Source organism: Acinetobacter sp. 12966, from assembly GCF_031196995.1.
Taxonomy (GTDB): domain Bacteria; phylum Pseudomonadota; class Gammaproteobacteria; order Pseudomonadales; family Moraxellaceae; genus Acinetobacter; species Acinetobacter geminorum.
The window spans coordinates 78,146-98,526 of the sequence record NZ_JAVIMC010000010.1; the positions used below are offsets into that span (position 1 = coordinate 78,146).

19 protein-coding genes and 1 other RNA gene are annotated in these 20,381 nt (G+C 38.0%); 7 read left to right on the forward strand and 13 right to left on the reverse strand.

Annotated elements, in window-relative coordinates:
- Positions 1-91: 91 nt before the first annotated feature.
- Both recA and RFW85_RS02060 read left to right on the forward strand, forming a co-directional pair.
- The gene (gene recA, locus RFW85_RS02055; protein WP_002115680.1) at positions 92-1,138 is read left to right on the forward strand and encodes a recombinase RecA; all 1,047 of its coding nucleotides are present in this window, start codon (positions 92-94) and stop codon (positions 1,136-1,138) included.
- A gap of 59 nt (positions 1,139-1,197) precedes the next feature.
- Positions 1,198-1,680: a regulatory protein RecX gene (locus tag RFW85_RS02060; protein WP_086265604.1), complete on the forward strand. Its 483-nt coding sequence runs from the start codon at positions 1,198-1,200 to the stop codon at positions 1,678-1,680.
- Between the two features lie 13 nt (positions 1,681-1,693).
- Here RFW85_RS02060 and ffs read toward each other — a convergent pair.
- Positions 1,694-1,790: signal recognition particle sRNA small type (gene ffs / locus RFW85_RS02065), an RNA gene on the reverse strand.
- 314 nt (positions 1,791-2,104) lie between these two features.
- Between ffs and RFW85_RS02070 the strand changes: the two genes are divergently transcribed.
- Positions 2,105-2,977 (forward strand): YbgF trimerization domain-containing protein, encoded by an 873-nt coding sequence (locus RFW85_RS02070; protein WP_309171081.1) that lies wholly within the window; start codon positions 2,105-2,107, stop codon positions 2,975-2,977.
- A gap of 58 nt (positions 2,978-3,035) precedes the next feature.
- Here the strand turns inward: RFW85_RS02070 and lpxA are convergent, their stop codons facing one another.
- From lpxA to rimO, 12 genes are all read right to left on the reverse strand, one after another.
- Positions 3,036-3,824: an acyl-ACP--UDP-N-acetylglucosamine O-acyltransferase gene (lpxA, locus tag RFW85_RS02075; protein ID WP_170248211.1), complete on the reverse strand. Its 789-nt coding sequence runs from the start codon at positions 3,822-3,824 to the stop codon at positions 3,036-3,038.
- A complete protein-coding gene (gene fabZ / locus RFW85_RS02080) occupies positions 3,821-4,306 on the reverse strand; it encodes a 3-hydroxyacyl-ACP dehydratase FabZ (protein ID WP_002115603.1) in 486 nt (161 codons plus the stop codon). The genes lpxA and fabZ overlap by 4 nt, the downstream gene beginning before the upstream one ends.
- Positions 4,307-4,312: 6 nt before the next feature.
- Positions 4,313-5,383: a UDP-3-O-(3-hydroxymyristoyl)glucosamine N-acyltransferase gene (gene lpxD, locus RFW85_RS02085; protein WP_170248210.1), complete on the reverse strand. Its 1,071-nt coding sequence runs from the start codon at positions 5,381-5,383 to the stop codon at positions 4,313-4,315.
- A gap of 4 nt (positions 5,384-5,387) precedes the next feature.
- Complete coding sequence (locus tag RFW85_RS02090) at positions 5,388-5,888, reverse strand: OmpH family outer membrane protein (RefSeq protein ID WP_014206985.1); 501 nt, start codon at positions 5,886-5,888, stop codon at positions 5,388-5,390.
- Positions 5,889-5,929: 41 nt separating this feature from the next.
- A complete protein-coding gene (bamA, locus tag RFW85_RS02095) occupies positions 5,930-8,455 on the reverse strand; it encodes an outer membrane protein assembly factor BamA (RefSeq protein WP_216076519.1) in 2,526 nt (841 codons plus the stop codon).
- A gap of 36 nt (positions 8,456-8,491) precedes the next feature.
- A complete protein-coding gene (rseP, locus tag RFW85_RS02100; protein ID WP_170248209.1) occupies positions 8,492-9,847 on the reverse strand; it encodes an RIP metalloprotease RseP in 1,356 nt (451 codons plus the stop codon).
- Positions 9,848-9,849: 2 nt separating this feature from the next.
- A complete protein-coding gene (gene ispC / locus RFW85_RS02105; protein ID WP_309171082.1) occupies positions 9,850-11,046 on the reverse strand; it encodes a 1-deoxy-D-xylulose-5-phosphate reductoisomerase in 1,197 nt (398 codons plus the stop codon).
- Entirely contained in the window at positions 11,047-11,871 is an 825-nt protein-coding gene (locus RFW85_RS02110; protein WP_017385994.1) for a phosphatidate cytidylyltransferase, read from the reverse strand.
- Complete coding sequence (gene uppS / locus RFW85_RS02115; protein WP_068563093.1) at positions 11,871-12,623, reverse strand: polyprenyl diphosphate synthase; 753 nt, start codon at positions 12,621-12,623, stop codon at positions 11,871-11,873. Before uppS ends, RFW85_RS02110 begins: the two co-directional genes overlap by 1 nt.
- A 5-nt stretch (positions 12,624-12,628) precedes the next feature.
- Positions 12,629-13,183 (reverse strand): ribosome recycling factor, encoded by a 555-nt coding sequence (gene frr, locus RFW85_RS02120; protein WP_002115638.1) that lies wholly within the window; start codon positions 13,181-13,183, stop codon positions 12,629-12,631.
- An 84-nt stretch (positions 13,184-13,267) separates the two neighbouring features.
- Complete coding sequence (gene pyrH, locus RFW85_RS02125; protein WP_000852257.1) at positions 13,268-13,996, reverse strand: UMP kinase; 729 nt, start codon at positions 13,994-13,996, stop codon at positions 13,268-13,270.
- 51 nt (positions 13,997-14,047) lie between these two features.
- Positions 14,048-15,391 (reverse strand): 30S ribosomal protein S12 methylthiotransferase RimO, encoded by a 1,344-nt coding sequence (rimO, locus tag RFW85_RS02130; protein ID WP_309171083.1) that lies wholly within the window; start codon positions 15,389-15,391, stop codon positions 14,048-14,050.
- A 342-nt stretch (positions 15,392-15,733) separates the two neighbouring features.
- On the opposite strand from rimO, the gene glnL reads away from it, so the two are divergent.
- The 4 genes from glnL (at position 15,734) to argF (ending at position 20,271) form a co-directional block, all read left to right on the forward strand.
- Positions 15,734-16,843 carry a nitrogen regulation protein NR(II) gene (glnL, locus tag RFW85_RS02140; protein ID WP_170248207.1) on the forward strand — a complete coding sequence of 370 codons (1,110 nt, stop codon included), beginning with the start codon at positions 15,734-15,736 and terminating at the stop codon, positions 16,841-16,843.
- Positions 16,830-18,323: a nitrogen regulation protein NR(I) gene (gene glnG / locus RFW85_RS02145; protein ID WP_033847310.1), complete on the forward strand. Its 1,494-nt coding sequence runs from the start codon at positions 16,830-16,832 to the stop codon at positions 18,321-18,323. Before glnL ends, glnG begins: the two co-directional genes overlap by 14 nt.
- Before the next feature lie 264 nt (positions 18,324-18,587).
- A complete protein-coding gene (gene adeN / locus RFW85_RS02150) occupies positions 18,588-19,241 on the forward strand; it encodes a multidrug efflux transcriptional repressor AdeN (RefSeq protein WP_309171084.1) in 654 nt (217 codons plus the stop codon).
- A 112-nt stretch (positions 19,242-19,353) separates the two neighbouring features.
- Positions 19,354-20,271 carry an ornithine carbamoyltransferase gene (argF, locus tag RFW85_RS02155; RefSeq protein ID WP_033847312.1) on the forward strand — a complete coding sequence of 306 codons (918 nt, stop codon included), beginning with the start codon at positions 19,354-19,356 and terminating at the stop codon, positions 20,269-20,271.
- The last annotated feature ends 110 nt before the right edge of the window (positions 20,272-20,381 follow it).

Below are 20,381 nucleotides of genomic sequence, written 5' to 3' on the forward strand. Positions count from 1 at the left end.
ATCTGTCACTATTAGCCCTGTGAAACAAGTTGAGATTCAATGCATCCACTTGGGTTAAACGTGATGAACTTAGAGTATTGAGGTTTTTGAGATGGATGAGAATAAAAGCAAAGCATTACAAGCCGCGCTAAGTCAAATTGAGAAACAATTTGGCAAAAATACGGTGATGCGTCTCGGTGACAACACTGTTCAAGCAGTTGAAGCTGTATCTACAGGTTCTTTGACTTTAGATATTGCATTGGGGATTGGCGGTTTACCGAAAGGTCGTATCGTTGAGATTTATGGTCCAGAATCTTCTGGTAAAACCACAATGACTCTCCAAGCGATTGCACAATGTCAAAAAGCTGGTGGTACTTGTGCATTTATCGATGCAGAACATGCATTAGATCCACAATATGCACGTAAGCTGGGCGTGGACATTGATAATCTACTTGTATCGCAACCTGATAACGGTGAACAGGCTCTCGAGATTGCAGACATGCTAGTTCGCTCTGGTGCAATTGATTTAATCGTTGTCGACTCAGTTGCTGCTCTTACTCCTAAAGCAGAAATTGAAGGCGAAATGGGTGACTCTCACATGGGCTTACAAGCTCGCCTAATGAGTCAGGCACTACGTAAAATTACGGGTAACGCTAAACGCTCGAACTGTATGGTTATTTTCATTAACCAGATCCGTATGAAAATTGGTGTAATGTTTGGTAGCCCTGAGACTACGACTGGTGGTAACGCATTGAAGTTCTATGCTTCTGTACGTTTAGATATCCGCCGTATTGGTCAAGTCAAAGAAGGTGATGAAATCATCGGCTCTGAAACTCGAGTTAAAGTTGTTAAAAATAAAATGGCTCCTCCATTTAAAGAAGCTATTTTTCAAATCTTGTACGGTAAAGGTACAAACCAGCTTGGCGAACTTGTAGATTTAGCTGTACAACAAGATATCGTGCAAAAAGCAGGTGCTTGGTATTCGTATCAAGGCAATAAAATTGGTCAGGGTAAAAACAACGTTATTCGCCACTTTGAAGAAAATCCTCAAATGGCTGGAGAAATTGAAAAAATTATCCGTGAACAACTGCTAACTACGGGTACTAATGGTGCTGTACAGGTGGAAGATGAAGAAGAAGATCTTCTATTAGAGTCTTAATTATCGCTTATAAGTCTTAAAACGCCCTTCGGGGCGTTTTTTACAAGGAAATATTAAATATGTTCAAAAGAACAGAAGAACAGTCCCAACAACGCGCTTTGCTTACAGGTCAACGTTTGCGCTCATATGCTTTTGCTTTATTGACTCGTCGAGACTATTCGAAAGCAGAACTTATCGAGAAATTGAATCGTTATGCACAAAACCCTGAAGAGGTTAAGCAACTTGTTGAAGAGTTATCTGAGCAAAACTATCAAAGTGACCAACGCGTTGCAGAACTAACATTGGCTAGCCAAATTCGCAAAGGTAAAGGCCCAAAACGTATTAAACAAGCTTTAAAAACAAAACAAATCGAAAATGATTTAATTGCAGATGAAATTCATAACATTGATTGGGTAGAACAGGCTTATCAGCTTAAAGTTAAAAAATTTGGTGAAGAAGTAGAAAAAGATCCTAAACTTAAAGCAAAACAGATGAGATTTTTACAGTATAGAGGATTTGATTTAGATGTAATTATGAAGGCAATCCAACGAAGATCGGATTAGAAGATGGTGGCAACCCCACTAGCAAAACTTCGGCACATCATAGATCTGCTACCGTTGCTACCTTCCGGTCCTGGCGGGGTTCACAGAGTACAATTGCGAAGCCACCAGCGGGGCTACCATTGCAAAACAGAGTATAGAGATTTTTAAAAGAGTTGCAAGCCTTCTTCTCAATTTTAAGCAAGTTTATGTTTCAATTGATTAATTCATCGTCAAAAACATATAAATTCCTAGAATCTCTTATCTTATATTCTTTCTTGATACTTATTTTGAATAAAATATGCTTGAAGATTGTAAACTATTCTTGCATTTATATTGTTAGCTGTTTTAATTGCAGTGATCAATTAAAACCTTAGATAGCTAATGTGAATAGTTTACATATTCCCTTGTCAAGTTAGCTTTTACATAAAATTATGGACCTATACTCATGCGATTGATGAAGCATTCTTTATTATTTATTGCCTTAATGAGCACTACTTCTCTCTATGCCAATATTCCAATTGAATCGCGCGGTTTAAGTCAAAGTGGTGGTAGCTCAACTAACACTTCATCGAATAACGCTTCAGTCCCTAGTAATCTAAATTGGGAATTGATGCAAAAAAACCAACAATTAGAAAATGATATACGCACCTTGCGCGGTCAGTTAGAAGAACAATCGAATGATATTGAACAATTGAAAAAAGAGTTATCTAATCGCTATACTGATTTAGACCAGCGTTTGGAATTACTTAATCAAAAAGTAGATCCTGAAAGTGCAACACCAGACAATACAACTAATAGTGATGCTACAGCTACTGGAAGCTCAGAAGCCCCACCTACCGACAATAAAGCAACAAGTACTACAACTTCTGCAAGTCAAGTTACTTCCCCCTCACAAACGCAAGTAACACAACCAGCTTCACCGCCTGCTACACAAAATCAATCGAACCCTGTAGAACTTGAAAAAGCAGCTTATACTGTTGCTTTAGATGCCTATAAACAAGGTGGAGCAAAAAAAGCGATTGCTCCAATGCAAAACTTTATCAAAAATCATCCTAATAGCGTTTATACAGGGAATGCCTATTTTTGGTTAGCCGAGTTTAATTTAGCAACTGATCCTGTAAATTATAATGAAGCTAAAAAGAACTATAATGTAGTCGCTACGCAATATCCAAATTCTAGTAAAGCTCCCCGTGCGCTTTATCAACTCTACAGTATTGCCAATGATGTCGATAAAAACACTGTATCAGCAAACCAATATAAAGCTAAAATCTTAAGTCAGTATCCAAAATCGGAAGAAGCCAAATTTTTTAATAAATAAAAGTTTTTAAGAAAAAAAGACACCGCAGATTGCGGTGTCTTTTTTTGAATATCTAGGCTTAACGCACAATACCACGTTCTGATTGCTCAACAGAGTCAATTAATAATTGAGCTTCTGGAACATTCGGCAGAATATCATTTTTAATCTGCTCAACAGCTTGAACAGAAGTCAGGCCTGATTTAAAAATCAATTTATAAGCTTCTCTAAGACCTTGAATTGTATCCTTAGACCAACCCTTTCGGCGCATACCTTCAATATTGATACCAAACGCATGTGCTGGATTACCAGATGCCATAACATAAGCTGGCACATCTTTTAAAATTAAAGATGCTCCACCAACCATACTGTAAGAATCGATTTTACAGAATTGATGAATTCCTGAATTACCACCAATAATGACATGATCACCAATATGGACGTGTCCAGCAACACCTACATTATTTGCGAAAATATTATGATCACCAACAATACAGTCATGCGCAATATGCGTATTAACCATCAATAAGTTATGACTACCTATTTTAGTTAAAGCATGATCTTGTACAGTTCCTCTATGTAAACTGCAATGCTCACGAATTAAATTATGATCTCCAATCTCTAACCAAGTTTCTTCACCTTGATATTTCAAGTCTTGGCAAACCTCACCAACACTTGCAAACTGGAAAATCTCATTATTTTGACCAATTTTGGTAAAACCACCAATTACAACATGTGAATGTAATTTAGTACCAGCTCCAATCGTCACATTTGGACCAATAATACAATAAGGTCCTATCTGGACATCCGGGGCAATCACTGCAGATGGATCAATAATGGCCGTAGAATGAATTAAATCGTGATTGCTCATGCCTGCTCTGTTTTTTGGTGTGAAATCATAATTTCAGCGGTTGTTGCTACAATACCGTCAACGGTAGCCGTACAGTTATATTTGTAGATACCGCGTTTTTGCATTACTAATTCAGATTTTAATACAAGTTGGTCGCCAGCAACTACTTGTTTTTTAAATCTAACCTTTTCTGCACCAGCAAAGAGGAATAAAGAACCCGGTTTTGGTGTCTCGTTATTCATAATAAAACCCAGAACGCCTGAAACTTGAGCCAATGCTTCTACAATTAAGACACCTGGCATAATTGGGTATTCTGGGAAATGCCCTTGCAAGAACTCCTCATTAATGGAAACATTTTTATAACCAACAATACTATTGTCAGTAACTTCAGTCACACGATCAACCAATAAGAATGGATAACGATGCGGCAAATATTGACGAATCGTTTGAATCTGCATTGGTAATTCAGGGATGGCAAATTTAGGTGTAGTTGACTCGGTCATAATATTCTATTTACGCAAATTAAAAGTTGATTCAAGAGACTCTATTTGAGCTTGTATATGATCAAGTCGTTTAGTGATTTGGGTCAATGGCACATCTGCTAATTGTCGCAAGCGTACAATCGTCTTTTTCCAATGACTATTTTCAAACAATCCAATTCCTGAAGAATAAGTACCAGCTTCAGAAATATTTTTTGTGACCATTGACATTCCAGTTAAAGTCACATTATCAGCGATTGAAAGGTGACCAGACACACCGCAGGCTCCTGCAAGAATACAGTTTTTGCCAATTTTAGTGCTTCCAGCAATTCCACATTTAGCAGCAATAGCTGTATTGGAACCAATATGAACGTTATGTGCGATTTGCACAAGATTATCAATAATTACCCCATCTTCCAAAATCGTATTATCTAGTGCCCCTCGATCAATACTACAATTTGATCCGATGCGGACATCATTACCAATGATCACTGAACCTAATTGTGCGATACGATGCCATTTCCCTTGATATGGTGCAAATCCAAAGCCTTCACTACCAATTACAGTACTTGCATGAACTCGAACACGATCAAGTAATTTAGCTCCACCCGTAATAGTGACATGAGAATCGATAAAACAATCCTTGCCAATTTCTACATTATCATCCAGACGAGTATGAGACTGAATAATCGTGTTCTCACCTACTACACAATTCTCACCAATTACAACGTAATGGCCAATATATGCTTTTTCAGAAATAATTGCAGAAGTATGAATTTGAGCAGTACTTTCAATACCTATTGATGTGATCTTTTTATCAAAAGCATGGGTAAGGATGGCAAAAGCCAAATATGGATTATCAACAATAATAAAATTTTGTTTATCAGTAAGCTGTTCTTTAATAGAGCTTGTAACAATGTACGCACCCGCACGGCTAGTCTTTGCTTGATCGATATACTTTTCGCCATTTACGAAAGTAATATGAGAAGGTTCAGCATTTTCTAAACTTGCTAAGTTTATAAATTGAAGACTACCCGCACCGACTAACTCACCATTCACTAGGTGAGCTAGTTCATCTAAACGATAATGTTGCACTTTCATTAATTTATTTCATTGAATTAACCTTTTGTATCATTTTATCAGTTAAATCATATTTAGCGTCATAGGCAACAGTCGAATTTTTATTCAAAATAAAGTCAAGATTATTTTCTTTTCGTAATTGTTCAGCTGCTTGCTTCACACGACTCTCGAAAGTTGAGTTCATTCCTTGCAAGCTAGTTTGAACTTTAGACTGCAAACCTTGTTGAGTTGAGTTAAATTCATTTAATTTCGACTGATATTGAGTCTGAAGCTTTTTAATATCATCTTCTTTCATTTTTTGCCCTTGGGTTTGGGCTTGACGTTGAAGACCTTCTAACTCTTTACCCAACTGCTCAAGACGAGTTGTTGTTGGTTTAACAGATTGATTTAAACTTGCATTTTGTTGTTTTAAATAAGTACTACTTTCAACAACTTTAGCAAGATCAATAACGCCATAACCAGCTGCATTAGTCATAGCAGAAACTGTAAGGCCTAATCCCAACATTAATATATTTAATTTTTTCATCTTAATTTGTTTCCTTATTTCATTGCTTAGTCAAGTCGTACTTAGAAAGTACGACCGATTTCAAACTGAATCTCTTTAGTTTCATCACCAGGCTTATCATTTAATGGGAAGGCATAGCTAAGAGATAATGGCCCAATCATGGTAATCCATGTAAATCCTACACCTACGCTATAACGCATATTGCCTAAATCAAAACCGTAATTGTCTTCACAGTATTTTTTAGCATCTGCGATTTGCTGACCATTCATAATCATAGAATAAGAACCAACGTCACATTTAGTATCAAATACTTGACCACCTTCAGCAAATAACACTGGACGTACTTGGCGAGTCCAATCTCCTTTAAAAGGTAATGGTAAAGCTAATTCAGTACCAAATTGTACAAGAGCGTTACCACCTACTTCTTCTGGAGAACCGTCATTTTGCTTGGTTTCTTGTAAATTTACACTTGCATACTTAGGACCCAAGGTACTGTTATCATAACCGCGTACAGAACCATAACCACCTGCATAGAAGTTTTTATAGAATGGTAAATCATTACCATAACCAAGTTTACCGTAACCACGCAGCACGAAACCTGTGTCTTTAATTGGCCAGAATGCCTGTGCATCATAAGTTGCTTTTTGATAATCAACATCACTACCTGGCAAACCAATTTCCAGACCTACACGATGTGACATACCTGAAGTAGGGAAAATTGGTCTATTTAAGGTGTTATATGACCAACCTAAATTTAAGTTATATGTAAAGAACTCACCTTCAAATGCATTATTATATGGAATTGGTGTAACAAGGCATTTACCAGTATATGTAACCGCTCCTGTAACTGGATCTGTAGTTGTTTCCAACTGATCTGATGGGCAGTAAGTATCTTGACCTGTCGCCTTACCCCCATTCGCTAATAAATAATCACGAACATAGGTAGACACATAAGGACCCGTCGTTACTTTAGTATTATCAATACCAACCGAAGCACTCAGGCTTTGGTTTTCATCAATAGGATAACCAAAACTTAAACTACCACCAAAACTATCGGTAACATAGTTATTAACGTTATAGTCATCATTTAGCTTTGTTTTACGATAGTAAACGTTATAACCGCGGCTTACCCCATCAATCGTGAAGTAAGGGTCAGTAACACTTAAGTTATAGTAGTCTTGAGTTTCAGAACGAGATAAATCGATCGAAACACGATTACCCGTTCCCATAAAGTTAGTTTGACTCAAACCTGCTTGGAAGGTGATACCACCACTTTGCGAGTAACCTACCGCTAATGTCGTAGTTCCCGAATGCTGTTCTTCAACATTTACGTTTAAATCCACCTGATCTGGTGAGTTTGGAATACGAGCTGGTTTAATATCAACTGTTTTGAAGAATCCTGTACGCTCTAGACGAACCTTAGACAAATCAATTTTTTCATTACTTGCTAAAGCGCCTTCCATTTGACGCATTTCACGACGTAGTACTTCATCAGCAGTTTTACTATTACCTGTAAAGTTAATACGACGTACGGTTACTTGCTGGCCTGGGTTTACATAATAGTTTAAGTCAACAACACCCGTTTCATTATTAATCTGCGGAACAACGTTCACATCTGCAAAGTAATAACCAGCATTACCATATTTACGCAATAACAACTGCTTAACAGCATTTACTTTTTCTTGAGAATAAGTATCGCCATCTTTATAGATTTTTAAAGCTTGCAGTTCTTCAGGTTTATAAAGTGCATCACCTAAAAACTTGGTTTGACCAAATTTGAACTGACTACCTTCCTCTACAGCAACTTCAATAAAGATGTTCTTTTTATCTTCACTAATATTAAGCTGTGAGTTATTGATATGAAAATTGATATAACCTTTATTCAGATACATCGCACGCAAAGCTTCAAGGCTCGCTGCCATTTTCTCTCTAGCATAACGGTCATTACGGGTTACAACTGAAGCCCAACCGCTTTCTTTAACTGCGAAAGCTTGCTTAATTTCACTGTCTTTAAAAACTGTATTACCAATAATATTGATATTAAAAACTTTAGCCGCCGTACCTTCATTAAAATTTAATTTAAGTTCAACACGGTTATTTGGACGAGCTATCGTATCAACAGTTACATCAGCATCATAACGGCCTTGCTGAGTATATTGCTGCTCTAATTCGGTTTCAATTGTTTGTAAAGCTGACTTCTTAAAAACTTCGCCTTCAGCAATACCCATTTTTTTGAGGCCTTGCTCTAACGCCTCTTTAGGAATAAGTTTGTTACCCTTAAATTCAAGTTTTGAAATAATTGGGCGCTCTACAACATTAAAAACTAAAGTATCGTTATCTCTTGATGCTTTAATATCGTCAAAAAGTCCAGTGGCATACAATGTTCGAATTGCTTCTGCGATCATCGGTTCATTAACGCGATCGCCACTGTTGATTGGCAACATGGTAGAAACATTTGCAGGAGTTAGACGGACCAAACCATCTATACGAATATCTCGAACAACGAAATCATCAGCTGCATATGCTTGTTGTACCGCTGCCATAGCGCTAACAAGTGCCAAAGGCATTAAAAAATGTGTGTGCCGCATGCCAGTTTTTCCAGTAAGTTATAAATCCATATACGTTTACAAACGCATAAAATCGTTAAATAAAGCTAAAAGCATCATACTACCGAGCAGTACCATACCAATTTTTAGACCAAACATTTGTATTTGTTCAGAAACAGGCTTCCCACGAATAGCTTCAATAATGTAATAAACGAGATGTCCACCATCTAGCATTGGAATTGGCAATAAATTTAAAATTCCAAGACTTACACTCATTAAAGCCATAAATGAGATAAAAGTCTGCCATCCCATTTCTGCACTTTGTCCCGCTACTTTCGCGATTGTAATTGGGCCAGAAAGATTCTCTAGACCAATCAATCCCTTAACCATTTTTACTATTGAACTCAATATCATGCTAGAGATTTGGCTAGTCTTATCTAACGACATCTGGAAAGCTTGTATTGGAGTATATTGAATTGTTTGCTTATATTCGTCAGGAATTGTAATTTTTCCTGCATCGCTTTTTACGCCTAAAACCCCACTCACTTGCCCCATGTTGTCACGCTTTCCTTGAGGCATGACTTGCAAATGAACGAGTTGACCATTACGCAACACATCAATATTAAGTAACTTTTCTGGTGAATGTTGTACGACTTCCACAACATCAAACCAATCCTTCATTACTTGACCATTAATTGAAACAATACGATCACCAACCTTCATTCCTTGACGAATTGCTGCCCCATCTGCAGTCAACTCAGTTACAACAGCAGGAATAACTGGACGATAGGGTGAAAAACCCAATACATCTAAAGCTGATTCATTTTGGTTTTTTAAAAAATCTTTAATCGGTAAAACAATATTTTTCTCAGTGCCTGCACGATCTACATCGATATTCAAGCTACCAGTTTCACCTACACGATCAATCAAAGCAAAGTTAAGTTTTTCCCAAGTTTGCGTTTCTTTTCCGTCAACAGCAATAATCTTATCACCTACTTGTAGTTGAGCAGTTGCTGCTGGCGAGTTAGGTATAACTTTACCCACTCTAGTGTTTAGTTGTTCTTGCGCTGGTAAAAATAAAATCCAGAAAAGTAAAACAGCAAAAATCAAGTTAATTAAAGGTCCAGCCGCAACAATTGCTATACGCTTCCATGGTTTTTGACGGTTAAATGCATAAGGTAAATCTTGCTCTGCAACATTACCTTCGCGCTCATCGAGCATTTTTACATACCCGCCTAAAGGCAAAGCTGAAAGTTGGTACTTAATTCCAGATTTTTTTGATGTCCATTTAAGTAATGTTGGACCGAAACCGATGGAATAGACTAAAACCTTAACACCGAGTTTTCGCGCTACCCAATAGTGACCAAACTCATGAATTGCAATTAATGGACCGAGCAAGAGAGCTGCTGCTGCAATCATAAATAATGCGCTCATTTTCAGCCTCCTATACTTGATATATACTGCTGTGCTACATGTCGTGCTACTTCATCTTTATTTAAAATAGACTCGATATTATCAGCAACTGAGTTTTCCAATTTTTGCAAAGTATGCTCTACCACTTGTGGGATATTTGTAAATCCAATCTGTTCCTTTAAAAATGCAGCAACAGCAACCTCATTTGCAGCATTTAAAATAGTAGGTGCTAGCCCTCCTGCACGCATTGCCTGACGAGCTAAATCCAGTGCTGGAAATTTCTGGATATCCGGTGCTTGAAAATTAAGCTGAGAATACTCAAATAAATCTAAAGCAGGAACACTAGTCTGTAAACGTTCTGGCCATGCTAATGCATGAGCAATCGGTGTACACATGTCTGGATTACCCATTTGAGCCAATGTTGAACCGTCAACATATTGCACCATAGAATGAATAATACTTTGTGGATGAACAACAACTGTAACAAAATGTTCAGATATTGAAAACAAATGGCATGCCTCAATTAACTCCAACCCTTTATTCATAAGAGTAGCTGAGTCAACTGAGATTTTCTGCCCCATAGACCAGTTGGGATGCTTACAAGCCTGTGCGGGAGTAACTTTTTCTAATTGTTCTAACGAATGGTTTAAAAATGGTCCACCTGAAGCGGTCAATAAGATTCTTGATACACCCTGTTGCGGTTGTCCATTTCTTTCAGCTTCTAAATAGTTATGAGGTAATGATTGAAAAATAGCGTTGTGTTCTGAATCTACCGGTAATAATAATGCCTGATGATCACGTGCTGCTTGCATCATGATTTCACCAGACATGACCAAAGCTTCTTTGTTAGCTAGCAAAACGCGTTTACCAGCTTTTACAGCCGCCAATGTTGGCAATAAACCTGCAGCTCCAACAATTGCAGCCATAACTACATCAACATCTGGATGAGATGCGATACTTACCAGCCCTTCCTGATCAGTCAAAATTGCAATATTTTGTAATTCTTTTTTTGCAAATAAAGCTACTAATTCGTCAACTTTTTGCTTTGGAACAACTACGACTTTTGGTTGGAATTGTTTACAGATATCAACCAATTCAGGAATTCGACTATGAGCTGAAACTGCAAATACTGAATACTTATCAGGATGTTGATTTAAAATTTTTAAGGTACTTTGCCCTATGGAACCGGTTACGCCCAATATGCAAACAGATTGTGTCATTTATAAATCTACACCAATAAGTTTTAATATATACATTCCCGTTGCAAAGATCGGGGCTGCAGCAAGTAAAGAGTCAATACGATCTAAAACACCACCATGGCCAGGTAGCACACGTCCAGAATCTTTAATACCAGCACGACGCTTAATCATTGACTCAAACAAATCACCTAGAACTGAACCAAATACTGTAATCAGTGACAAGATAAGAAACAGGATTTGCTGTATTAAAGTTAAATTTAGATATTGGTATTGCACAACCAACATTACCAGTATGGTCGTGATAATACCACCATACAAACCTTCTACTGATTTGTTTGGACTTACAGTTGGTGCTAATTTTCTTTTACCAAATTTACGACCAACAAAGTAAGCACCACTATCTGCACCCCACACGAGTAAGAACAGATACATTAACCACCATGGCGAACTTTGCCAGACAACAAAAATTGAAGTTACCGCCGCACAAACTAAAATAATGCCAATTACATATAGAGTAGCGTTATACCACCCATCAAATTCAGGAAAAGATTTGACCCAATAAACGCTTACAAGCCAAGTCAAAATTGAAGCTGACCACAACAGTAATGCAATATCATGGAAAAATAGAGCAACGCCTGAAACGAATGCAACAAGCAGACCGTAGCACCAAGCTTTTGGCTTTACAGCATTTACAGTTTCATGGGGCATTAATTTATACCATTCATACCCCGCAACCCCTGCTGCTACAATCATAAGAACCAACATTGGATAATGTGATTGCGTAGCAAACATACAGCCTAAAACAACTGCGACAAGTACCAATGCGGTAACAATCCGCTCTAACATTATAAGTTCTCTATTTTCTCTTGCTGAATTTGTTCAGATGTTTTGCCAAAACGACGTTCACGCCCTGAAAAAACATTCAATGCATGATCGAATTCTTGTACTGTAAATTCTGGCCATAAAGTATCAGTAAAATACAGCTCAGCATATGCTGCTTGCCATAACAAGAAATTAGATATGCGATAATCTCCACCTGTACGGATTAATAAGTCCACAGCTGGCAGATCGTTTAGACTGACATATTTTTCGAACAAATCAACATTTATTTGATCAGCACCAAATTCACCACGGGAAACCGCTTCAGCAACTTGTTTTGCTGCATTTGCAATATCCCACATCCCACCATAGCTCACAGCAATAGTTAAGGTCATTGTGTTATGGTGTGCTGTCTGTTGCTCTGCATCTTCCATTAAGGCAACTAGGTGTGACGGTAATCTGGAACGATCGCCTATGAAACGCAAAGCAATATTAAATTTCTTCATGCGAGGTATTTGCTCATGAATAGTTTCTTCAAGAAGCTTCATAAGCAGATCGACTTCAAATTGTGGTCGATTCCAGTTTTCACTTGAAAATGCAAAAACCGTTAAAGCATGAATACCTGTTTTTTTACAATGTTCAACGATAGGATCAAGAACATTTTTACCCTCTCGATGTCCATCACCTTTTTGCATTTGATTTTTTTTTGCAAAGCGGTTGTTGCCATCCATGATGATGGCAACATGCTTAGGAAGATGATACTCTTCTGAATCGGTCATAAAATTTAGACCTTCATCAATTCTGCTTCTTTCGCTGCAAGACGCTTGTCTACTTCTGCAACATATTTGTCAGTGATTTTCTGGATATCATCACCTGCACGGCGCTCATCATCTTCAGAGATTTCTTTCTCTTTTAATAATGCTTTGATATCACCTAACACATCACGACGAATATTACGAATTGCAACTTTTGCATTTTCAGCTTCGCTACGCGCAATTTTTTGCATATCACGGCGTGTTTCTTCAGTTAATGCAGGTAAAGGTACACGAATTGCATCCGCTGTAATCGGGTTTAAACCAAGATCACTCTCACGAATTGCCTTATCAATAGCTGAAACCATGGTACGTTCAAATGGCTGAACAAGAAGTGTACGAGAATCTTCAACACCAACGTTTGCCACTTGATTTAAAGGCACATCAGAACCGTAGTAAGGAACCATTACCCCATTTAAGATTGATGGGTGTGCACGGCCGGTACGAACTTTAGCAAACCCTAGTTCCAAAGACTCAAGAGTTTTTAACATACGCTGTTCGCTGTCTTTTTTCAGATCGTTAATCATATGATCTACCTTACTTATTTATTCAAGGATGTTTTAACAAATTTAATTTAGCGCTAGTATAAAGAGCTTTCGTCAACACGTACATTATTTAGTAACGCGCGTACCTTCTTTTTCGCCCATGACTACTGACAATAGCGCGCCTGATTTATTCATATCAAAAACTTGTAATGGCACATTATGGTCACGACATAAACAAATAGCGGTCAAATCCATAACACCAAGTTTTTCGTCCAATACCTGATCAAAGGTTAAATGATCATATTTAACTGCATCCTCGTATTTACTTGGATCTTTATTATATACGCCATCAACTTTGGTCGCTTTTAGAATTAAATTTGCTTCAATTTCAATTCCACGTAAGCAAGCTGCTGTATCAGTTGTAAAGAATGGATTTCCTGTACCAGCAACAAAAACACAAACTTCACCCTGACTCAAGTGACGAATAGCATCACGACTTGAATAAGACTCAACTACTGTACCAATTGGTAATGCAGACATAAGGCGAGTTCTGATATTACGGCGAACCAATGCATCACGCATAGCCAAGCCATTCATTACAGTTGCAAGCATACCCATTTGATCGCCTGTTACACGACCAACCAAGCCATCTTTTTGCAACTGACTACCACGATACAAGTTACCGCCACCAACAACGATACCCACTTGCACACCTAAGCCAACTAAGTGAGCAATTGAAAGGGACATTTGATCAAGAACTTGGGCATCAATACCCATATCTTTGTTACCTGATAATGCTTCACCAGATAGTTTTAATAAAATGCGTGAATAACGGGGGCTAATTGTTTCCGCCATGAGTTTGCTCCAAAACCTCTTAAACTGAATGCTTTTTTGAATCGTTATCGATTAAACCGACTTAATTTTAATTAACTTTGCAAATAAGTCGTATTCATCCGCATCGGTGATTTCGACTTCCAACATATCGCCTGGTTGAATAGTGCTCTTATCGATATCTTCTACAAAGACATTACCGTCAATTTCCGGAGCATCGGCATAAGAACGTGCAACAGCAACAGGATATTCATCTTCCAAACTATCGACTAATACAGTCATCGTTTGACCAATACGTTTTTGCAACTTAGCAGCAGAAATTTGTTGCTGCACTTGCATAAAGCGCTCGTAACGCTCTTGCTTAATTTCTTCAGGCACATGATCGGGTAAATCATTTGCCGTAGCGCCTTCTACTGGTGAGTAGGTAAAGCAGCCAACACGATCAAGTTCAGCTTCAACTAACCAATCGAGCAATATTTGAAAATCTTCTTCAGTTTCGCCTGGGAAACCCACAACAAATGTAGAACGAATTACAAGTTCCGGGCATTTTTCACGCCACAATTTAATTTTTCCGAGTGTATTTTCACTGTGAGCCGGACGCTTCATTAACTTAAGAATACGCGGGCTTGCATGTTGGAATGGAATATCAAGATATGGCAGAATTTTACCTTGTGCCATTAAGTCAATAACCGCATCAACATGTGGGTATGGATAAACATAATGTAAGCGCACCCAGATACCAAGTTGGCCTAGTGCTTCACACATATCAAAGAATTTTGTTTTAACAGGCTGGCCATTCCAGAAATCAAGTTTGTACTTGGTATCTACACCATAAGCTGATGTATCTTGCGAAATAACCAAAATTTCTTTAACACCTGCTCTTTTAAGCGCAGCAGCTTCTTCCAGTACACTTCCAACTGGACGCGATACTAGATCGCCACGCATACTTGGGATAATACAGAAGGTACAACGATGGTTACATCCTTCAGATATTTTTAAATAGGCATAATGTTTTGGTGTTAAGCGAATTCCTTGTTCAGGAACCAAATCAACAAACGGGTTGTGTTTAGGAGGTGCCGGTACATATTCATGCACAGCTTCCATTACATCTTGATAAGCTGCTGCACCAGTAACCTTTAAAACGTTTGGATGCATTTGACGAATTTTGTCTTCGTCTTTACCTAAGCATCCAGTAACGATTACTCGACCATTTTCACTCATGGCCTCGCCAATTGCATCTAGCGACTCTTGTACCGCAGATTCGATAAAACCACAGGTATTAACAACAACTAAATCAGCACCATCATAATCTGATGCAACTTGATAACCTTCAGTCTTTAACTGAGTTAAAATTCGTTCAGAATCTACCAATGCCTTAGGACAACCTAAAGAAACAAAACCGACTTTGGGGGTCTTCATGAATCTGCGCTCCACTTGAATGCGCGTATTGTATGTCTTTTCTTGTCTCAAGCATAGGTGGAAAGCCTACTCTTTGTGTAATGCACCAAAATACGACCAACATTTGCACCAAAACTCACCTTTGCACCAAGTTGGATCATGTTATTATCTATATTCAAGCCATCAGTTTTGATCAACCGATATAAAGACCGATTTCAGCGCGTTTTTAAATACTTTAAAACTTTAAAATAACCCATAAACAAAGTTGGCGTATATTTTGCATCGTTCATGTTCTATAACGGTGAAAATCCGATAACCAATGAAGATGCCATTGCGCTATTTTAAGACAGGAACGATTCGCTAATGGATCAACACAACCCTATCGACTATCGCCTATTGGTAGACAATTTAACTACTGCGATTTTATTGATCGATGGTAACTTGAATATTTTTTACTTAAATTCTGCCTGCGAAGCACTATTTGACATTAGTTTGCTTCGAGCTTCAGGACAGCCGGTTTTGAACTTACTTCATGCACCAGATGATACTTTTAATACACATGAAGCTTTATTAAACACCATAAAAACGGGTCAACCTTATACTCGTCGAGAAGCGGTTATTAATGTCAACTTTAAAGACCTTCATGTTGATTACACAGTGTCTCAATTAAATGCAGGTAAAAGTTATCACCCATTACTCTTGCTTGAGCTCAACCCGATTGATCGCATGTTAAAGATTTCTAAAGAAGAAAATCTGGTACAACAACATCAGGTGGCTAGGCAGCTTGTACGTGGCGTGGCTCACGAAATTAAGAACCCACTGGCAGGTATTCGTGGTGCAACTCAATTACTCGCTCGCAGTTTAAACGATAAGAGTTATGCTGAATTTACAGATGTCATTATTAATGAAGTAGATCGTTTAACTAACTTGGCAGATACTATGTTGGGTTCTAGACAACTCCCAAGTTATGAAAATGTTAACGTACACGAGCCTTTGGAGCGAGTGCGTTCACTTATCGCCAACCAGACAAAGAAGAAAATTAAAATTATACGGGATTATGATTTGTCTTTACCCGATGTTAATGCCGATCGTGATCAATTAATACAAGTCATGCTCAACATTAGTGTAAATGCAATTCAAGCCATAACAGAAAACAAAGCATTTTTTATAGATCACGAACCGGAGTTAATTCTACGTACACGCATACAACGTCTTGTCACGATTAACGGTGTACTAAATCGATCTACAGTGCGAGTCGATATAGAGGACAATGGACCAGGCATTCCTGAAAGTATTTTGGAGTCAGTATTCTATCCATTGGTTACTGGACGAGCAAAAGGTACTGGGCTTGGCCTGAGTATTGCACAGAATATTATGCATCAACATAACGGAATGATTGAATGCCAATCTGTTCCTGGAAAAACAATTTTTAGCTTATATTTACCTTGGGAGTCAGACCGTGTCGCGAAATAAAATATGGGTTATTGATGATGATCGCGCCATGCGATGGGTATTGGAAAAGACCTTTAAAGAGGAAGGTTTTGATGTTACCAATTTTGAAGAAGCTCAAACTGCGCTGGAACGTTTGCACCATGATGCTCCCGATGTCATCTTAACTGACATCCGCATGCCTGGAATTGATGGTTTAACTTTTTTGTCTAAAGTCAAAAACACCCATCCAGATTTACCTGTCATTATTATGACAGCACATTCTGACTTAGAGTCTGCTGTATCAAGCTATCAAACGGGTGCATTTGAGTATTTACCAAAACCTTTTGATATTGATGAAGCTTTAGCTTTAGTCAATCGCGCGATCCTGCACATTAATAAACTACAACAGCAAGAAGCTACAAAAACAGCCTCACCTCTTCAATCAACAGAAATTATTGGTGAATCTCCGGCAATGCAGGAGGTTTTCCGCGCCATCGGTCGTTTATCTCAATCTCATATTACTGTTTTAATTAATGGTGAATCAGGTACAGGTAAAGAACTAGTTGCGCATGCTTTACACAAGCACTCCCCACGCCGTGCTAAGCCTTTTATTGCTTTAAATATGGCTGCAATTCCAAAAGACTTGATTGAAACCGAGTTATTTGGTCATGAAAAAGGCGCTTTTACAGGAGCAAACACTCAGCATCAGGGCCGCTTTGAACAGGCAAATGGTGGAACATTGTTCCTTGATGAAATTGGTGATATGCCATTTGAAACTCAGACTCGATTGCTTCGCGTACTCGCTGACGGGGAGTTCTATCGTGTAGGTGGACATATTCCCGTTAAAGTAGATGTTCGAATTGTAGCGGCTACACATCAGGATTTAGAAAAGCTGGTAAATGAAGGTCGCTTCCGTGAAGACCTATATCACCGCTTAAATGTTATTCGTATTCACATTCCTAAACTTGCTCACCGTAGCGAAGATATCCCGATGCTTGCGCAGCATTTTCTTGCTCGTGCAGGCAAAGAGCTTGGTGTAAGTCCAAAAATCTTACGCACTGAAACAACGGACTACATGCAACAGTTACCATGGCCCGGTAATGTTCGCCAACTAGAAAACACATGCCGCTGGTTAACTGTAATGATCACTGGTCGTGAAGTTTATCCAGAAGATTTACCATCAGAGCTTAAACAAGTTCCATTGCAAAAGAATAGTGATTCTGGACAACCTGCACCTTCATTTGAGCGTATCTCCTTACACCATTGGGATGAGCTACTAAATCAATGGGCCATTCAAAAGCTTAAGAATGGTGAAATGAAGATTTTGGATATTGCCACACCGATGTTTGAACGCACATTGATTAACGCAGCTCTACAACAAACACGTGGACGCAAACGTCACGCAGCGGAATTATTAGGTTGGGGTCGCAATACCTTAACACGCAAATTAAAAGAACTTGGAATGGATTCTGCAGATGATGATGAAGAAGATGAGCACAAGGTTACTCAAACTGAGGCCTAAAACACTTATGCGTTAACTTCAGAGCGGTTAAGTCATTCTTAGCCGCTTTTTTTAAGATCGGATTTCCATTAAATTTTAAAATAAACACGAGGTTACATCATTTAATCATTTCAAAAACAAACTAACCCCATATTTTTTATTATTTTATTTGCTTTAATTAGTTAATTACTGTTCAGCATATGATCTAAAAAAATAGCAATCAGCATCCTTAAAGATAGTTTTGCTATACTAAATAAGCAAAGTTAGTCGTAATTATTAAATTTTATGCATGATTCAGTCATGGATTCACATCATCTTGTATGTGAAAAACCTCAAACACGCCGCGGTATTGAACGTCGTTTAGCCCTATTGTTAAGCGCGACCGAGCTGTTTCTAGAGAAAGGATATGATGCAGTATCTCTTGATGATATTGTCAATCATGCAGGCGGTTCTAAGGCGTCAATTTATAAGTATTTTGGCAATAAAGATGGTTTATTTACAGCAATTTGCGATTACCGCCGCGAAATGTTCTTTAAAGATATTTGTGTACCATTTCAGCCTTCACAAAGCTCTCTACGCGATTATTTAGTTCAAACTCTGATCCGCTTTTATACTCATATTATTCAACCTGAACACATCGCTTTTTTACGTCTAGTTATAGAGCAAACACAATGCAATGCAACTTTGAGTCAATATCTATATGAAAAGTGCGCTCTAGACGTACAAAACACAATTGCTCAAGCACTTCTCTTCTCTCACCAAGCAGAAGAAATTTTTTGCGCATCTCCAGATTATTCCTCTTTAATGTATTTTGGAATTTTACGTGATATCGAATGGCGTATGATTATGGGAATGCCACTTCCACCTAATGAGAAAGAAGCTATTGATTATATTAATTATTGCGTAGATATTTTCTTAAAAGGCCATCATAAAGTCTAATTCTTTTGCATTTTAAAATGCTTATAGTATAGTAGACTTCTTTTTTCCCACATCCACCCAGCCAACAACAGATAATTGTTATATTTCAAAACAATTATTATGGAGTAGCTACATGGCTCTAAGACATTTCCTGACTTTACGTGATCTATCCACTCTAGAACTTAATCGCATTTTGGAACGCGCAAGCGAGCTTAAAAAAATGCAACATGACAATAAGGTCTACCAACCTTTTGTCGGTAAAGTATTGGGAATGATTTTTGAGAAATCAAGCACACGTACACGTATCTCTTTTGAAGCAGGTATTAACCAATTTGGCGGTAGTGCGATTTTTTTATCGCCTCGTGACACACAATTAGGCCGTGGCGAACCAATCGAAGATTCAGCACGTGTAATTTCAAGTATGCTTGATATTGTGATGATTCGTACCTTTGGTCATGACATTGTTGAACGTTTTGCTTCTTATTCAAAAGTGCCTGTAATTAACGGCTTAACTGATGACCACCACCCTTGCCAGTTATTAGCAGATTTACAAACATATATTGAACATCGCGGCAGCATCGAAGGCAAAACCGTTGCTTGGATTGGCGATGGTAATAATATGTGTAATTCATACATTGAAGCTGCACACATGATGGGTTTCAAACTCAAGATTGCATCGCCAAAAGGATATGAACCTAAACCTGAATTTTTAGCGGAGTTTGGTCATTGCGTTGAGCTTTATGATAATGCGGAAGATGCAGCAGTAAATGCCGATCTCATTGTGACTGATGTATGGGCAAGTATGGGCCAAGAAGAAGAACAAAAACTTCGTGAAAAAGCCTTTGCTGATTTTCAGGTTAACGAAAAATTAATGGGTCTTGCTCACCCAGACTGTTTATTTATGCACTGCTTACCTGCTCATCGTGGCGAAGAGATTTCGGAAACCATGCTCGATCATAAAAATGCAGTGGTATGGGATGAGGCAGAAAACCGTCTTCATGCTCAAAAAGCTTTAGTCGAATTTTTATTGAATGAAAATCTAAAAGCTTAAGTATTTAGAAAAAAACAGCATCTTTATGATGCTGTTTTTTTATTTTTATAAGACTTGTAGTTCTCTAGTTAATTATTTTTAAAATTTTGATAACGTTGTCGAATATATAA

Bases quoted from the DNA above. Each gene is read 5' to 3' on its own strand.
- recA (WP_002115680.1), top strand. From the start codon at position 92: ATGGATGAGAATAAAAGCAAAGCATTACAAGCCGCGCTAAGTCAAATT.
- RFW85_RS02060 (WP_086265604.1), top strand. From the start codon at position 1,198: ATGTTCAAAAGAACAGAAGAACAGTCCCAACAACGCGCTTTGCTTACA.
- RFW85_RS02070 (WP_309171081.1), top strand. From the start codon at position 2,105: ATGCGATTGATGAAGCATTCTTTATTATTTATTGCCTTAATGAGCACT.
- lpxA (WP_170248211.1), bottom strand. From the start codon at position 3,824: ATGAGCAATCACGATTTAATTCATTCTACGGCCATTATTGATCCATCT.
- fabZ (WP_002115603.1), bottom strand. From the start codon at position 4,306: ATGACCGAGTCAACTACACCTAAATTTGCCATCCCTGAATTACCAATG.
- lpxD (WP_170248210.1), bottom strand. From the start codon at position 5,383: ATGAAAGTGCAACATTATCGTTTAGATGAACTAGCTCACCTAGTGAAT.
- RFW85_RS02090 (WP_014206985.1), bottom strand. From the start codon at position 5,888: ATGAAAAAATTAAATATATTAATGTTGGGATTAGGCCTTACAGTTTCT.
- bamA (WP_216076519.1), bottom strand. From the start codon at position 8,455: ATGCGGCACACACATTTTTTAATGCCTTTGGCACTTGTTAGCGCTATG.
- rseP (WP_170248209.1), bottom strand. From the start codon at position 9,847: ATGAGCGCATTATTTATGATTGCAGCAGCAGCTCTCTTGCTCGGTCCA.
- ispC (WP_309171082.1), bottom strand. From the start codon at position 11,046: ATGACACAATCTGTTTGCATATTGGGCGTAACCGGTTCCATAGGGCAA.
- RFW85_RS02110 (WP_017385994.1), bottom strand. From the start codon at position 11,871: ATGTTAGAGCGGATTGTTACCGCATTGGTACTTGTCGCAGTTGTTTTA.
- uppS (WP_068563093.1), bottom strand. From the start codon at position 12,623: ATGACCGATTCAGAAGAGTATCATCTTCCTAAGCATGTTGCCATCATC.
- frr (WP_002115638.1), bottom strand. From the start codon at position 13,183: ATGATTAACGATCTGAAAAAAGACAGCGAACAGCGTATGTTAAAAACT.
- pyrH (WP_000852257.1), bottom strand. From the start codon at position 13,996: ATGGCGGAAACAATTAGCCCCCGTTATTCACGCATTTTATTAAAACTA.
- rimO (WP_309171083.1), bottom strand. From the start codon at position 15,391: ATGAAGACCCCCAAAGTCGGTTTTGTTTCTTTAGGTTGTCCTAAGGCA.
- glnL (WP_170248207.1), top strand. From the start codon at position 15,734: ATGGATCAACACAACCCTATCGACTATCGCCTATTGGTAGACAATTTA.
- adeN (WP_309171084.1), top strand. From the start codon at position 18,588: ATGCATGATTCAGTCATGGATTCACATCATCTTGTATGTGAAAAACCT.
- argF (WP_033847312.1), top strand. From the start codon at position 19,354: ATGGCTCTAAGACATTTCCTGACTTTACGTGATCTATCCACTCTAGAA.